Below are 14,864 nucleotides of genomic sequence, written 5' to 3'. Positions count from 1 at the left end.
GCCCGTGGCCGCGAATGACAGCCATCTCGACTGGGTATTGGTAATCGCGCCTTATCGGCGCGACGCCGAACATTTGGAGATACTCTTAGCTCAGGAGGACGTCGTTGCGCGGCGAGCCGAGGGCTTGGAACAATTGAGGGCGCTGTTGGCACAAACGCCCGGTGTCGTGGTTGCGACCCAAGAAGCACTCGATCCGGAGGTGCAGAAGGCGATCGGTCGCCACCTTGTCGAGCAGCCAGAATGGTCCGAGATGCCTATCCTTATCCTATTGGATCGGATGGTTCCTCCCACCCGCGTTCAGGCTGAGCTGTCAACCGTTTGGCCCCGCTCGCGGCAGCTCTACTATCAGCGTCCCGTAACGGCGCTCGAATTGCTGAGTGGCGTTCAATCGAGCCTCTTGGCCCGCCTGCGTCAGCGAGACGTTCGGGATCACATCGAGCGCGAGCGCGAGCTTCGGCGTGAGCTCAACCATCGGGTAAAGAACATTCTTTCCAGCATTTCCTCAATCTTCCAGATGACGCGTCGGCGTGCAGTTTCGCTGGATGAGTTCGCCGACGATTTCGCCGGTCGGCTTGCCGCTCTTGCCAACGTACATTCCGCGGTGTTCCAGGCGAATGGCGATGCAGCCGAGTTCTCCCATATCGCCGAATTGACCTTCAGCCCATATCGGGCGAAAGGCGCCGATCGCATTAGTTTCGCGGGACCGGAAATTTTGCTGAGTGCCGAAGCCGCGACGACGTTGGCCTTGTGCTTCCATGAGCTCGCGACAAATGCGCTTAAATACGGTGCCCTCTTAAAACCAGAGGGCCGGATCAGTCTGAAATGGTCCGTCTCACAAGATGGGAACCTGGATCTCGAATGGCTTGAGAGAGGAGGTCCGCCAGTATCGGAACCCAAAAGGAGCGGATATGGAACACGCTACATCCGCTCGGCGTTATACAACCTCTTTGGCACGCCGCCCACCATCCTATTTCATCCACAGGGGCTACGCTGTACTCAAGTCGGTCCCCTTGCACGCGTGTCACCGAAGGACCTTTGACCTCCAGGAGGCCTTTTAGCCATGTCATCTTCGGCATATCCACTGCGCATATTCTGTCTTGAAGACAACCCGCTAATCATCTTTCAGCTTGAGGCCATGATTGAGGATTTGGGGCATATCTTTGCGGGGTCCGCCATGAGCTTCACCGACCTCGTCAAAAGACAGGATCTTGGCAGTATAGACGGAGTGCTGGTGGATATCGATCTCGCTGATGGACGCACTGGTCCTAATGCGGCTATCTGGCTTTCCCAGCAGGGGATTCCAAGTATCTTCGTCACAGGCCAGGAGGCGATCGCGGCGGAATATTCCCAAGCGGTGCTTGCAATTATTGGGAAACCGGTGGCCGAGATCGAACTCGCGGAAAAGCTGGAGCTGTTTCGGCACACCAACCGCAACCATGACCCAAGACGCTGACGATCGCTCGTCGACAGAGGAGCGTTCTTCGGTCGGTTCGAAAGCGGGCTTGTCGGCTTTGCTTGGCATTCCCTTGGCGCATCTAAGATCATAAGCAAGGCTCTGTTCGCCGAGGGGTGCATGGTTCGCCGGCGCGAGCCTTGAGATCGTGTCCTATCTCACCCACGAACTGTCCCCATAGCGCGCGCTTTCACAGGCCTTTTCGGGGGGGAGCCGGCGGGTGTTTGGCAATCCGTTACTGATCACGAACCTTGTCACAAGCAGTTAACTCGTGATTGCTCTGGATGGTAACCGAAGAGGAACATTCACTTTACTGAGTAATTTTCCTTTCAGCTCATAGGAGCTCAAATTGGAAAGGAGAATGCCATGAAAACGAGACTTGTAGTTTCAGTTGCTGCCCTTGGCCTTCTGGCCGGTTCGGCCTTCGCGCAGTCTTCCACGGTAACCGGCGCTGCGGGCGGCGCGGTGACCGGAGCGGTTGTCGGCGGCCCTGTCGGGGCTGCCGTGGGAGGTGTGGCCGGTGCGATTGCCGGTACAGCGATCGATCCGCCGCCGGAGAAAGTGGTCACCTACGTTCAGGAACAGCCCCTGCCTCCATCCGAGGCCGTCGTGCAGGATCAGATCGTTGTGGGTCGCGCGCTTCCAGAGACGGTTGTCGTCACGCCGGTGCCGGATAACCCGACTTATGCGTACGCCGTCGTCAACCACAAACGCGTCATCGTTCAACCGAAGACGCGCAAGGTCGTTCGCATCCTTGAATAATGCTGAAAGGGCCTCCGAGAGAGGCCCTTTTCATTGCATTCGGTCAAGGTGGTGCGAGGCGGACTCAAGCTTGCGACCCTGGACCGACGGGAAACTTATGGAAGAATTGCGCCCGGTTGGCATCGAGCGCCGAGTGGAAGCCGTCGAACACCTCATTTGTCAGACCTTAGGGATTGGCTTCCGTCTTCAGCATCAAGGGAGGGACAGCGGAGACGAGGACGGCCTTGTTGCGGAACTCCGCTCATTCTCGGTAAAAGTCGCTGGTTCGGCTCCTCTCAAGAGCGAACATGCTCGGAGCATATTCCCTGAGAATTTCCATGAGCCCGTTACAGCCCAGCCGGCTCGGCACAGCCGAACAGGATTGCTTGGCTCATCTGCCGGTAGCGTGCGGTGATTTCCTCTGGTGACGGTGCGAAAAAGCTCTGATTGGTCATGCGCGCAGACGCTCAGGCGGCTAGACAGGCGGCTTATTCACATGTCGCCATCGTCAGCGATGCCAGCGTTGTTTTCGCCGAGCAGCGGTAGTGCCTTGAAGCTGCGGCGAGGTAAATGCTGTTGCCCGATTTTACCCAATTGGTCGGCCAGGTCGGGATCGATGACAAGACCGCTCGACGGTATAACCGGCTATTTGAACAATTGCTCATCATTCAGCTGCAAATTATCCCCGCATCGTGACCAGCGGCCGCAATACGCCAGCGACAATGATCTGGATTTTATCGCCGATACGGGCAGAATGAACGGGAGAGGCTGTCCAATTGGGAGGTTTGCGCGTTCAGCATGGCTAGGCTAGCGTAGGATAGGGCGATTGGACACCTTAGTGGAGATGAAACGATGTTCACTCACGTCATGATTGGAAGCAACGATTTGGAGCGAGCGAGAAGCTTCTACGACGCCACATTCGCTGCACTGGGAGGCAATCCCGGCGAGATGGACGCGAGAGGCAGGCTGATCTATACCCATGAGGGCGGCCGGCTCATGATCACGAAGCCCATCGATGGCAAGCCGGCGACCGCGGCCAATGGCGGGACTATCGGCATAGCCGCCGCGACCCCCGAACATGTCCTTGCGTGGCATGCCGCCGGTACGGCACATGGGGGCATGGCGATCGAGAGCCCACCCACGGAGCGTCCAAACGGGTCATTCGTCGCATATCTTCGCGACCCGGACGGAAATAAATTGACCGCGCGGACTTCGCCGACGAAGTGAAGCAGGTGTCAAGCAGCGCCTAGCAAACGGCATGATCGGGGCGGCTATCGTCCTGACGCTTGCCGAACATGGCGCCGACGTCGCGCTGAACTTTCAGAATTCGGCCGAGCGCGCGAGGGCGGTCGTCGCCTCAATTGAGGATCTCAGCCGGTGCGGATCGGATCGTCGGCGCGACGGGCACGGTCTACTTCATGACGAAATCGGCGCTGCAGTCTTTCACCCGAGGCTTAGCGCAGGAACTGGGACCGCGCGATATCACGGCCAATCTGATCCAGCCAGGTTCGACGGATACCGAGATGAACCCGGCGAATGGAGACTATTTTGAATTCCAGCGTAACCTCATCCCATTGGGCCGATATGGGGCGCCTTCGGACATCGCGGCGGCCGTCGCGTTCCTGGCTAGTCCCGCGGCAAGACAGGTCACGGGTGTGATCCTTAACGTCGATGGCGGTTTGAACACCTGACCGCGGCGATTCCTTCATGATGGCTGGCGACGCTTGCCTCGGAGCGCTTGGTCGTCGCCAGGCATCTCATCAAACGTTGCTTGGGACTCGGCGGGAAATCGTCTCGCTCCCCGCGATAGCACTCCCGCTGATGGTCTAGGCAGCCGCGAGACCGCCAGGTAGTCATGCACTGAAACATGCTTAGGGCGTGATTTGGCTGATCCTCCGATGTGGTTGAGCGGCTGGCGTTTGGCGATTAGGCCGTTATTGCCGATTTCTATCTGAAAAAGACCAATCGCGCATTTGCGTCAACTCACAGAGATACTTTCAACTTTTCGGAATACTTTGTCTTTCTTTCCTAACGCAGGAAAGATGAAGCAAAACGCGTTAAATCGAGACCATGGACAACATTAACAGGGCTGATCAAAAACCCCCTGTGTTTTTAGGGGAAAGCGTTAATCCTGTTTCAACAAAGCCGGGCTAACTTTTCTCCTGATTGGGCAGGGCATGATGCGCCTGTGATCGAGCGGCGTCTCGATGGCTCACGGACTGCTTTTCTTTTAGAAATTTCACCTCGAGAGCTCCAGAAATACGGGTTTCGGCGAAGCGGGTTAGCGTTACGGCACCCCCGAACGTAGGTGAGCAATTATGATTTTTTCTCTTCGCAATATACTTGTTGGAATTTTCCTTTTTCTCAGCGTCGCTCTGTGCGTGCTAACGGGATCTTCGACGCTTGATGCCTATCGCGATGCAGGTAAGTATGCCGACATCTCGAAGTTAACCATGCTAGATCGGGCTCTCTTCCAAACGCTTGCGAACTTCCGCAACGAGCGAGGCGATGGGTCGTCGCTCGCTAAACTTGAGCTTGGCGGGCAAGATGCAACGCTTGCTCTGTTAAGAACGGATAGGGGCATCGTCGACAAATATATGGCTGACGCGAAATCAGTCTTTGCGAACATTGACGACCAGACGCTCAAAGCCCCGATTGCCGATGTCATGAATGCCTATGATCGGGTTGTCGAATTCCGCTCAAAGCTCGACAGCGAAGTCGCCAAGAAGCTCGCTGATCGCGACCCGACGCTGCAGGCTACGACGCTGGACATCGGTCAGCAGTTCTTGACCGCGTTGGAGACGGGTTCAACCGTCATTGAGAGCCGGATTCGCACGAGTGATCCCTCAATGACGGCGCTGATTCAGATCCGTGCGCTGACATGGTACACTCGCGCGACGGCCGGTGCCGCAAATCTGTTGTTCGTCAACACGCTGGCCTCTGGAGAGGCAATGAAGCCTGAGGACGTCAGCAAGATCCAGCAATTCGATTACGCTGCGAGTTTCACCTGGGGACAAATCGGCACTCTGGTCAATCATCCGTCGACACCACAGGTCGTCAAGGACGCCTATAAAGTCAGCAGCGCGACCTATTTCAGCGGTGACTTCGCAGCAAAACATAATGCATTGCTTGCAAGATTCGCGGCCGGTGAGAAGAAGGCCATGCCCCTCGACGACTGGCGTCCGCTTGGCAACGCCACCCTTCTGACCATCACGAACACCGCGGCGGCGGCCGCGGACGGCATGGTCGCCAAGGCATCCGCCAGCCAGAATGATGCATTCGTCAGCTTGATCGCCTATGGACTCACCTTCCTTGTTGCCGTGGTGCTGAGCGCCACGGGCATATGCGTCATCCTCCTTCGCGTCACGAGGCCCGTCGGCGCGCTGACTCATTCCATGACCGAACTTGCCCAAGGCAACCTCTTGGTCTCGATCAGTGGCGTTGAACGGCGTGATGAGATTGGTGCCATGGCGCGTTCCGTACAGGTTTTCCAGCAGGCAGCCCTGCGCAACAAGGCGCTCGAGGCCGAAGCCGCCGAAGCACGCATTACATCGGAGAATGAACGCCTCGAAGTGCAGCGCCGAGCCGAAGAAGAAGCGGAAGAGAGGCTGCTGCAGGCTACGGGTTCGCTTGCGACGGGACTTCGTCATCTGGCATCTGGCGACCTGCGGTGCGAGATCGAAACGCCGTTGGCTGCGCAATTCGAAGCTCTGCGTCACGACTTTAATTCATCGGTCAGCCAGCTGCGCGCTGCCATGTCCCAGGTCGGCCAGGCTGCATCACTCGTTAACAGCGGCAGTTACGAGATTTCGCAGGCTTCCGATAATCTTTCCAAGCGCACGGAGCAGCAGGCCGCCTCGCTGGAAGAGACGGCAGCTGCGCTGGAAGAGGTTACGGCCAATGTTCAATCGACCTCCAAGCGGGCTGGCGATGCACGTGACTTGGTGCGCGGTGCTCGATCGCGAGCGGAAAACTCCAGCCAGGTCGTCAGCAATGCAGTCAGCGCCATGGGCAGAATTGAGCATTCGTCCAAGCAGATCAGCCAGATCATCAGCGTGATCGACGAGATCGCTTTCCAGACCAACCTGCTTGCGCTCAACGCCGGTGTCGAGGCTGCGCGCGCGGGCGAAGCCGGGAAGGGCTTCGCTGTTGTAGCCCAGGAAGTTCGCGAACTGGCCCAGCGTTCTGCCAATGCCGCCAAAGAGATAAAGGCCCTGATCGGCAATTCCGAAGCTGCCGTCGGCGAGGGCGTGAAACTCGTCAACGACACTGGCGAGGGCCTCGCAGCTATCGCCGACTTGGTCCTGCAGATCAATCAGCACATGGATGCCATTGCCACCGCCGCTCAGGAGCAGTCCATGGGCCTGTCGGAGATCAACAGCGCCGTCAATCATATGGACCAGGCGACGCAGCAGAATGCCGCCATGGTCGAAGAGATGAATGCCGCCGGCGCAGGCTTGGCCGAAGAGAGCAAGCGTCTTGGCGAGCTTCTGAGCGCATTCCGCACAGGCGAAACCGAGCGCATGGAGCCGCGGGCGAGGCCCCCGGCCCGGCCTGCCTCAGCCCCGACAGCAGGCCGGCTTGCTGTACGCCCCGCTCCTGTCACGCAAGGCAATGCTGCGCTTAAACATCTTCAGCAGGAATGGTCGGAGTTCTGATCGGTTTGATGTGAGGAGAGGCACCGCGGCTCTAGCGCGGTTCAAGAAGCAAGGATTGCCCCGGACATTTTGTACGGGGCATTTTCGTTTGGTCAATTCAGTGTTCATGTGTGCTGAGATTCACCCATCTCTGCATTGCACCGTGACCTCTGCGGATGCCGATATCTCTAACTCGTCAATGGGTTCTCAGCCACTTATTGGATCAGCTTAACGCAAAGCTCGGTCAACGCGCCGTGAAGTTTAATGCCCAAGGTGAATAACGGAGCAGTCGACTACTCGCGCCACGCGGTGCAGGAAAAGGAGGCAGGGATGATCGAATGGTTTGACATCATCCATCGTCTTGACGTCCGAGCAAGACCTTGCTCTTCAGCGGTGCGAATGACATCGGTCTCTTGAGGCGCCATGCTGACCGAATCCCGCAATGGGCGCTTGTCAGGTTCCTTTCAAGAGCGAGACGTTCAGGGTTTGAGCAACAATTAAATGCCTGCTCATCGTGCCGGAGAGCATTCACACTTCATCACCAGCCGATATGAGGAACCTTGCCGCGAAAATCCACGCAGCAACGGACCAGCCACTTCATTCAATCTTTGGCTTCCGGAATCTGACGACGATCCTTTTTGTCGATAAGGCTCCTTTCGACCGGCTCATCGCTTCCTTGCCGCCATATTATCAGGAGTACGAAGTTCCTATCCAGCGGTCCGCTCCGTGGCGAACTTCTGAAAAGGTTACTTTAAAAGATCCGCTGAGCGATATAGCAGTACTTATCAGGACTAGCTTGATGTATACTTTCTCACTGACGTTGAAGATCAACGCCTAGCGGTATGTATCAAGATAGACAATATAATAGTAGTTGTATTTTTTGATAATTTGGAAATAGATTTCCATGGATCGACATATTTTGACGGATAATTAAGCACAATCCCACATCCTTCTCTTGAGGAAATCTTGGGATATGTTCCATGGCATCGATCCAGCAGAAAATCATCCTTGCAAGCGTGGCAATCTTTGTAATTGCGGGCGGCGCGACTGGTGTTGGCATATGGTCCGCCTCGACCCTGACGCAGAATGCCGAGAAAATAGCAGGGTCGGCTCAGGTGCTGCGTAATCACATGCAGGCAGATATGATGCATGACGCTTTGAGAGCGGATGTGCTGGCTGCGTTGCTCGCATCCGATCCCGCATCCGGCATCGGCTTTAAAACGGTCAACTCGGATCTTTCGGAACATGTCACGTCGTTTCGCGAGATGATCAAGGCCAACAAGGCGCTCGCGACAGATCCGGAAACTCAAAGGGTGCTCGCCGGCGTGGAATCTCCGTTGCTGAGCTATATCGACAACGCAACCAAAATGGTCGCGACGGCTGAGAAGGATCCGGCAGGCGCGTTAAAGGCATTGCCCGATTTCATGAAGCAATTCTCCGCTTTGGAAACCGCGATGGAGAAGGCGGGCGATCAGATACAAAACGTATCGGAGTCGATCTCGGCAGAAAGTGCGCGCACAGCAGGTTCCATACGCAGCATCATGCAGGGGCTCCTAGGGCTGACGGTGCTGTTCTCCATCATGCTCTTCGTGTTGTTCCGCAGGACCGTGTCCAAACCCATCCTGGCGCTTTGCGCCGATATGGCCAAGCTCGCGGGCGGTGACACCAATATCGTTTGTACCGGCATCGGTCGAAGCGACGAAGTAGGGACGATGGCGCAGGCTGTTGAAGTATTCCGAAAAGCAGCGATCGCCAAGGGCCAGCTCGAAGCGGACGCGGCAAGGGACCGTCAGCAGGCGGAAGCCGACCGGATCGCCACTCAGCGGCAGGCGGAAACCGATGCCGCGGACCGTTTGCGAGTCGCGACATCCGGTCTTGCCATGGGACTTAAGAGGTTGGCTTCCGGGGATCTTTCCTTCCAGCTCGATGAGCCATTCGCTCCGGATTTCGAAGCTCTTCGACACGATTTCAATACGTCATTGCAGCAATTGAGCAGCACATTGCACGCGATTGCCGAGAGTATTGTATCGATTGACAGCGGCACGCAGGAGATCTCTTCCGGAGCCAACGATCTTTCCCGCCGCACCGAGCAGCAGGCGGCATCGCTTGAAGAGACGGCCGCCGCTCTCGATCAGATTACGGTCAATGTAAGCAACTCGAGCAATCGGACGGAAGAAGCGCGAGCGGCGGCGACTGCCGCCGATCATAGCGCAACCCGGTCGGCTGATGTCGTCAGCAGGGCCGAGGAAGCCATGCAGCGCATAGAGAGTTCCTCCCAGCAGATTTTCAATATCATCGGCGTGATCGATGACATTGCCTTCCAGACTAACCTATTGGCGCTCAATGCCGGTGTGGAAGCGGCGCGCGCCGGCGAAGCCGGTAAAGGATTTGCCGTCGTGGCGCAGGAAGTGCGGGAATTGGCGCAGCGCTCCGCGGCCGCGGCAAAAGAGATCAAGGCGCTGATCAATGCTTCTTCGACCGAGGTCGATGGTGGAGTGAAGCTGGTGCGTGAAACGGGTGTCGCATTGAAGGAAATCGGTGAGCGCATCTCGGGCATAAACCAGCACATGAACGCCATCGCCGCATCCGCTAAGGAGCAGTCGACAGGCCTTGCCGAGGTCAATGCGGCAGTCAATACGATGGATCAGACGACGCAGCAGAATGCGGCGATGGTCGAGCAGTCGACGGCAGCCTCCGCCGCACTTGCCGCTGAGGCCAGCAAGCTGCGCGAACTCGTATCTCAATTCCGCCTCGACGCCGCGGCCTCCGCCAGCTCGGCAGTCTTGCGACAAACCGCGCGCGCCATGGCTGAGCCATCGCGTCGCGCTTCCGCCGAGCCGGTCGCGCAAACGGCCCGTAGATCGGCTGCCGTTAGCGGTCGAGTCGTTTCCGATTGGAAAGAGTTTTAAGCAAGCCATGGGGCGTAATGGCCAAGGGGCTGTCTGGGATCTTTTCACATTCCCAGTTGGGTTAGAAGCGGAAAGCAGACAACTAGCTCTAGATGGACCATCTCCGGCAGCCTAGCTTCCTGCTTCACCAAACGGGAGCATTGCGCGGGCAATAGCAACGATAGGGTCTCTATTGCCATTCAAGTGCTGACGACCTGTACTGTCCATACGGCCGCCGCTGATCGGAACGGTCGCCTGGCTATGGAAGACCCCTGAGATGGACCGAATCGCAGCATCGGAAGCAACTAAGCTGCCTACTTAAATAAAGGTTTTCTGATTTGCGGATCAAACAGTGCCGGCCGTATGCTTGCGTCTCTATTTCCGCGCGAGCGAAGAAAATCAAAATATCCCGACAATTAAAAGTATCCGTATGAATCATTGCGAAAGGCGCAATCGGCCCCTTTCAAATATTTCAACACAGCAGCGACCCGCACTGCGCTGCTTCAGCGAATTGTAGACATGCGGAACTGACCTGTAGCGGTGACTAATCGATGACCGACCATGGCCAACGAGCCATCGGTTCTTCAATGGACTGCAATCGTGTGATGAATGTTGCGTCGAGAAGGAGTCTGACGCAAATCCTTCGATCTCGGCAACCTTGAATAGGCTCACCTCTTTTTTTAATGCTATGGAAGAATTGATTCGGATAATGTTATTGAAATTATTCTATGAATTTCCGATTAGAAGATATGCATGCAATATTATCGAAACTATACATCAGTTTATCCATGATTAAATTCCAGAATTGAAAAATATGCAAGGATATAACCATAGGTCGTGATTTGTAATAAGAAATATAGTATGATAAAATATAAATAAGCTTGGGAGGGGAGGGTGTTTTATCTTCGTCACGCCGTGGCCGTTGTGTTGAGTGCCACGCTGCTCGCGCCGCTGTCTTTGAAAGCCGCCGAGAAGGTCGGTCAGGCGGTGTTGATCAAAACCGAGGTCACGGGTGCTGGCGGCCCGCTCGCGGTCGATGATCCCGTTCATCGGGACGAGCAAATTCGCACCTCGATTTCGGGTCTCGGACAGTTCACATTTCGGGACGGCACCAGACTGGCCGTCGGAGCCGGATCGTCCGTTACCATCGACAAATTCGTGTTCGATGACTCGGGCGCGGTGAAAAAGCTGACCGTGAATGCGGCAAAGGGCAGCTTTCGCTGGATGAGCGGAAATTCGAACCACTCAGCCTATCAGATCGTGACGCCGGCGGGAACGATCGGCGTGCGCGGAACAGCGTTTGATTTTTATGTCGGAGCCAACGGCACGACGGCAGTCGTCCTGTTGAACGGCGCTGCGCAATTCTGCGGCGCTGGCGGCTGCAGGCAGCTGAAGCAGCAATGTGATTGCGTCGTTGCGAAGCGCAACGGTCAGATCAGCGAACCTCGCCGGGTCAATCGCGACGTTCTCAAAACGCTAGGCAACCAGCGGGCTCTGCCGTTTCTGTCCGGGGATCAGCAGCTTTCAGGGCGAATGGGTTTTGTCAGTGGCGGTGGCTGCGGTCTGTCGACGGCGATGAAGAGCCAGCCAAACGGGATCTCCCCACGCAGCGCTCCGGCGAACAATCCCGGCCCGACACAGCCTGATACGCCGAGCGTACCTAACACGCGGGAGCCGACACATACGGAGTCGCCGACTGCACCGACCGAAACTCCCACCACGCCGAACGTCCCAAATACACCAAATACACCCGACAAACCGCATAACCATGACGATGATGATGGCAAGCATTACGACGGTCATCATGGCAGGGGCGAGCACGGATGGGGCGATCATCATCGGGGCGACGAGGACAATGAAGGCGATGACGGCGATCATAATGATCAAGGTGATCACGATGGCGGGCATCACCATCGCTGAGGTCCTGAATTGCGAGAGAATAGCGAGTTAGGGCGTCTCCAAGCCTGAAAAGGCTGAATCGCAAAATCAGCTAGATATCGGCTGCCTTGTCCGCGGTCTCGTCGACGAAGTGTCCGCCTCGTCGAGAAATCTGGGCGTAAAAATCCTGCAGTAGTCCTGCTGCCGCCGCTCGCGCCTTAAATTTGGCGGCGCTGATAAGTTTGCGGCTGCCTGTCGAGCGTACCCGAAGGGCATCGACAAGCTGCCTGTGAGCAGCCTGTAGTTCCACAAATCCGGCGGACCTCGCCACGCGTTCGTCGCCGACCACCGCAAAGAGTTTAGTTCGCATGCTCTTACCCTTCAGCGTCAGCGCTCCCGCTTCGAGCAGAGCGCAATCGGGCAGCAAGCCTGCCGTCGATTCGGATACCAGAATATCGAAATTGACGTCCTTGCAGGCGGATTCGATACGCGCGGCAATGTTTACGGCATCGCCGACCGCCGTGTAATTGAAACGGGTCTCGGCCCCCATATTGCCGACGCATGCAAGCCCTGTGTGGATGCCGATGCCTATTCCGACCCGCCGCGCGTCTCCGAAACCGAAGGCATCGTCGCCATTGAGGTGGGCGAGTGTTTCCCGCATGCCGAGAGCCGCGCGCACGGCCTTGCCGGCATGATCGTAGACATCGACAGGGGCATTCCAGAAGGCCATGATCGAGTCTCCGATGAACTTGTCGAGCGTGCCGTCATTGGCGATGACATGGTGGCTCAGCGCATCGAGCAGCGTGTTCAGAAACGCAACGACGGCGCTTGGGCTCATCTCTTCGCTGATCTGGGTAAAGTTTCGCACGTCGACGAACATGACCGTCAGTTCGCGTTCATCTCCCCCGAGGCGTAGTGCGTCGCGCGTATGCTCGATGCGATGGAGCAGCGATGGCGAGAGGTAGTGGCCGAAAGCCCGCCGCACGTCGCGCCGCTCCCGATCCGTCACGAGAAAGCGGAATGCCGTCGCGGCGAAGTGCGTGATCGATCCAGAGACGATCGGTGCCAGCGGGTCGAAGAGAAGCCCTCCATAAAGAAAGGCGGCCCAGGAGGCCACAAGGGCAAAAAAGGTAATTAGCAGGCCGCAGGCGAGGGCCGCGGCCGGATTGACGAAGGTAGTGACGACCACCAGAAGGCTGCCCAAGAGGGCGATGGACAGGATTTCCAGCCCATCCGCCCAGTCCGGCCGGGAAAGGAAGCGGCCTGAAAGGATCTGCTCGACGATCTGCGCGTGGATGGAGACACCCGGCACATTCTCGTCAAGGGCCGTCGTGCGGACATCTTGGAGGCCGGAAGCGGAGGTTCCGACGAAAACGATGCTGCCTTCGATAGCGGTTCTGATATCGGCGGAGGCGCCTTCGGTCGCGAGTATCTTGCTTGCCGAGATATATCGCTTCGCGGTGTCGCGGCTGACATAGAGCCAAAGCTCGCCGGCTGCTGTTACCGGCGCGACGAAATTGCCGATCTTGACTCGGGTGAGGGTATTGGGTGTGCGCGGCGCGGCGTCAAGCACGTAGGTGGAGGCTCCCTGTGCGACGCGAAGCGCCTCAAGCCCGAGATTGGGATAAAGCTGCTTGCCGTCGCTGAGAAAAAGCGGAACCGCGCGTACCACGGCCGATGAAGCGCCCGGATTGAGGCTGATATGGCCGAGCCCCGCGGCATTGGTTTCCAATTGCGGCAGCACAGGCGTGGCGGCCTTGATCGTCGGCGGCGCACCGGAGGGATCTTCGCCGGTATAGGCAAACCCAGCCTTGACCGGCGGCAGATAGTCTCCCTCGTTGGAGAGGCCGAAGCCTAGAACCACCGGCCTTCCCGACAGCGATTGGGAAAAAATCTCATCGTTATCCGGTAGTTTGCCAAGCAGTGACGGATCGATGCCAATGACATCGCGAACGATGTTGCGCGGCGAAAGTCGGTCCGGCTCGGCGAAGAGGATATCGAAAGCGATAGCGGCCGCGCCCAGATCGGAAAGCCTATCGACAAGGGCGGCAATCCGGTTTCTTGGCCAGGGCCATTGACCGAACTCCCGCAGCGACGCCTCGTCTATGTCGACGACCCGGACGGGCTGGTTATCGAACGTCCGGGGCACCAGGCGCTGATACTGGTCGAATGTCAAATCGCGCGCGAGCCTTAGCAAGGGAGGATCACTTGCCCGTAGGGTCGTCAATGCCGTGACGAAGGCCAGGCCGATCACGACGCCAATTTGCTGCGCACGCGTCACCATTATGGTGTCAGCCCTTTTGCCGTGCATCCCCGGCAATAAGTAACAACGGTTCGAGGAGTTACAAAAATCTATCGGTCTGCTGCGCCACGAAACAATATGCTGCCTTGTTCCCGAGCATGATGCAATGATCAAAATATCGAAGAGATAGAGAACAGAATCTTGCACCGCGATTGTCGAGGCAATGCCGCGGGCGCGCGCCTCAACGGAATGACGTTCGGTCTCCCGACGCGATGCCGTTAGCGCTTGCCGAATGCGCGCAGAAAGGTCTTTGTCGCCTCTCTTGCCATACGATGGATTTCTTCCTCTGCAGTTGGACGGCCGATCTGTTGGTTAATCCGTAGATCTGTCGCGAGTAGCGCCATGTACTGCCGTGCGGCAAGTGCCGGATCCTCTATGTCGAGATGGCCAGCCAGCGCGAGCTGCGCAAGCCGAGCCGCGATGGCTGGGTATTTCTTGCCCGGTCCGTATTCCTTCCAGGTCTCGAACAGTTCGGGAAATCTACCGCCTTCCGTCTCAAGGAGCTTGCGTAGCCAGCGACCATTCGAATCGCAGACTGCCTTGCGCAGGAGCAGCGATGAAAATTCGGTCAGTTCCTTTTCGAGATCGACAGGCGCCACGGGAAATGTGTCCAACACCCGAAAGAAGTCGGCGCTCGACTTCTCGGTGATCTCTGCAACCACGACCTTGAACAGATTATCCTTGTCGCCGAGTTGATTGTACACCGTCTGACGCGACACGCCGGCTCTTGCTGCGATGGCATCGATGCTCGCCGCCGCAAACCCCTCCTCGGCAAAAACGTCTGCGGCCGCCTTCAGGATTGCCTGACGTTTGCTGGTGGCGGGCGGACTCTCTATCTCGGAAGAAACCGCCGCGGGCGAAGTTTTCATGACACCACCATATAGGACTTGACTAATTGGACAATACTGTCCAAAATATTTTACAGGAATGACGGGCTCCGCATTGAACCATTTCCGTCGTTCCAC

At 57.1% G+C, this 14,864-nt stretch carries 9 protein-coding genes and 3 pseudogenes; 9 read left to right on the top strand and 3 right to left on the bottom strand.

Going from position 1 to position 14,864, the window contains the following annotated elements; translation table 11 throughout:
- The first annotated feature begins 4 nt into the window (after positions 1 to 4).
- The 3 genes from AC13QY_RS05200 to AC13QY_RS05190 all read left to right on the top strand — a co-directional run bounded on the left by AC13QY_RS05200 (position 5) and on the right by AC13QY_RS05190 (position 2,215).
- Positions 5 to 1,039, top strand: a complete 1,035-nt coding sequence (locus AC13QY_RS05200) for a sensor histidine kinase (protein WP_488492786.1) — start codon at positions 5 to 7, stop codon at positions 1,037 to 1,039.
- 21 nt (positions 1,040 to 1,060) lie between these two features.
- Entirely contained in the window at positions 1,061 to 1,453 is a 393-nt protein-coding gene (locus AC13QY_RS05195; RefSeq protein WP_152094382.1) for a response regulator, read from the top strand.
- A 366-nt stretch (positions 1,454 to 1,819) separates the two neighbouring features.
- Positions 1,820 to 2,215 carry a DUF1236 domain-containing protein gene (locus AC13QY_RS05190; RefSeq protein WP_113352146.1) on the top strand — a complete coding sequence of 132 codons (396 nt, stop codon included), beginning with the start codon at positions 1,820 to 1,822 and terminating at the stop codon, positions 2,213 to 2,215.
- Positions 2,216 to 2,294: 79 nt separating this feature from the next.
- Here the strand turns inward: AC13QY_RS05190 and AC13QY_RS05185 are convergent.
- Positions 2,295 to 2,441, bottom strand: a pseudogene (locus AC13QY_RS05185) (alpha/beta fold hydrolase); the annotation flags it as partial.
- A 203-nt stretch (positions 2,442 to 2,644) separates the two neighbouring features.
- Here AC13QY_RS05185 and AC13QY_RS05180 point away from each other — a divergent pair.
- From AC13QY_RS05180 to AC13QY_RS05155, 6 genes and pseudogenes are all read left to right on the top strand, one after another.
- Positions 2,645 to 2,740 (top strand): annotated as a pseudogene (locus AC13QY_RS05180) (GntR family transcriptional regulator); the annotation flags it as partial.
- 306 nt (positions 2,741 to 3,046) lie between these two features.
- Positions 3,047 to 3,421: a VOC family protein gene (locus AC13QY_RS05175; protein ID WP_488492785.1), complete on the top strand. Its 375-nt coding sequence runs from the start codon at positions 3,047 to 3,049 to the stop codon at positions 3,419 to 3,421.
- Between the two features lie 143 nt (positions 3,422 to 3,564).
- Positions 3,565 to 3,885: pseudogene (locus tag AC13QY_RS05170) on the top strand (SDR family NAD(P)-dependent oxidoreductase); the annotation flags it as partial.
- A gap of 627 nt (positions 3,886 to 4,512) precedes the next feature.
- Positions 4,513 to 6,852 (top strand): methyl-accepting chemotaxis protein, encoded by a 2,340-nt coding sequence (locus AC13QY_RS05165; protein ID WP_488492784.1) that lies wholly within the window; start codon positions 4,513 to 4,515, stop codon positions 6,850 to 6,852.
- A 959-nt stretch (positions 6,853 to 7,811) separates the two neighbouring features.
- A complete protein-coding gene (locus tag AC13QY_RS05160; protein WP_488492783.1) occupies positions 7,812 to 9,740 on the top strand; it encodes a methyl-accepting chemotaxis protein in 1,929 nt (642 codons plus the stop codon).
- Between the two features lie 873 nt (positions 9,741 to 10,613).
- Positions 10,614 to 11,639: a FecR family protein gene (locus AC13QY_RS05155; RefSeq protein WP_152095293.1), complete on the top strand. Its 1,026-nt coding sequence runs from the start codon at positions 10,614 to 10,616 to the stop codon at positions 11,637 to 11,639.
- A 70-nt stretch (positions 11,640 to 11,709) separates the two neighbouring features.
- On the opposite strand, the gene AC13QY_RS05150 is transcribed toward AC13QY_RS05155, so the two are convergent.
- Complete coding sequence (locus AC13QY_RS05150) at positions 11,710 to 13,881, bottom strand: CHASE2 domain-containing protein (protein WP_281406134.1); 2,172 nt, start codon at positions 13,879 to 13,881, stop codon at positions 11,710 to 11,712.
- A 236-nt stretch (positions 13,882 to 14,117) separates the two neighbouring features.
- On the bottom strand, positions 14,118 to 14,864 hold the full coding sequence (locus AC13QY_RS05145; protein WP_488492782.1) for a TetR/AcrR family transcriptional regulator: 747 nt from the start codon (positions 14,862 to 14,864) through the stop codon (positions 14,118 to 14,120).

The organism is Martinezella sp. CNPSo 3795, assembly GCF_057784475.1.
This window is presented reverse-complemented; position numbering and strand designations above follow the sequence as displayed.

What these genes read in the sequence shown, in the direction of transcription:
- AC13QY_RS05195 (WP_152094382.1), top strand. Translation starts at nt 1,061, where the DNA reads ATGTCATCTTCGGCATATCCACTGCGCATATTCTGTCTTGAAGACAAC.
- AC13QY_RS05190 (WP_113352146.1), top strand. Translation starts at nt 1,820, where the DNA reads ATGAAAACGAGACTTGTAGTTTCAGTTGCTGCCCTTGGCCTTCTGGCC.
- AC13QY_RS05175 (WP_488492785.1), top strand. Translation starts at nt 3,047, where the DNA reads ATGTTCACTCACGTCATGATTGGAAGCAACGATTTGGAGCGAGCGAGA.
- AC13QY_RS05160 (WP_488492783.1), top strand. Translation starts at nt 7,812, where the DNA reads ATGGCATCGATCCAGCAGAAAATCATCCTTGCAAGCGTGGCAATCTTT.
- AC13QY_RS05165 (WP_488492784.1), top strand. Translation starts at nt 4,513, where the DNA reads ATGATTTTTTCTCTTCGCAATATACTTGTTGGAATTTTCCTTTTTCTC.
- AC13QY_RS05150 (WP_281406134.1), bottom strand. Translation starts at nt 13,881, where the DNA reads ATGGTGACGCGTGCGCAGCAAATTGGCGTCGTGATCGGCCTGGCCTTC.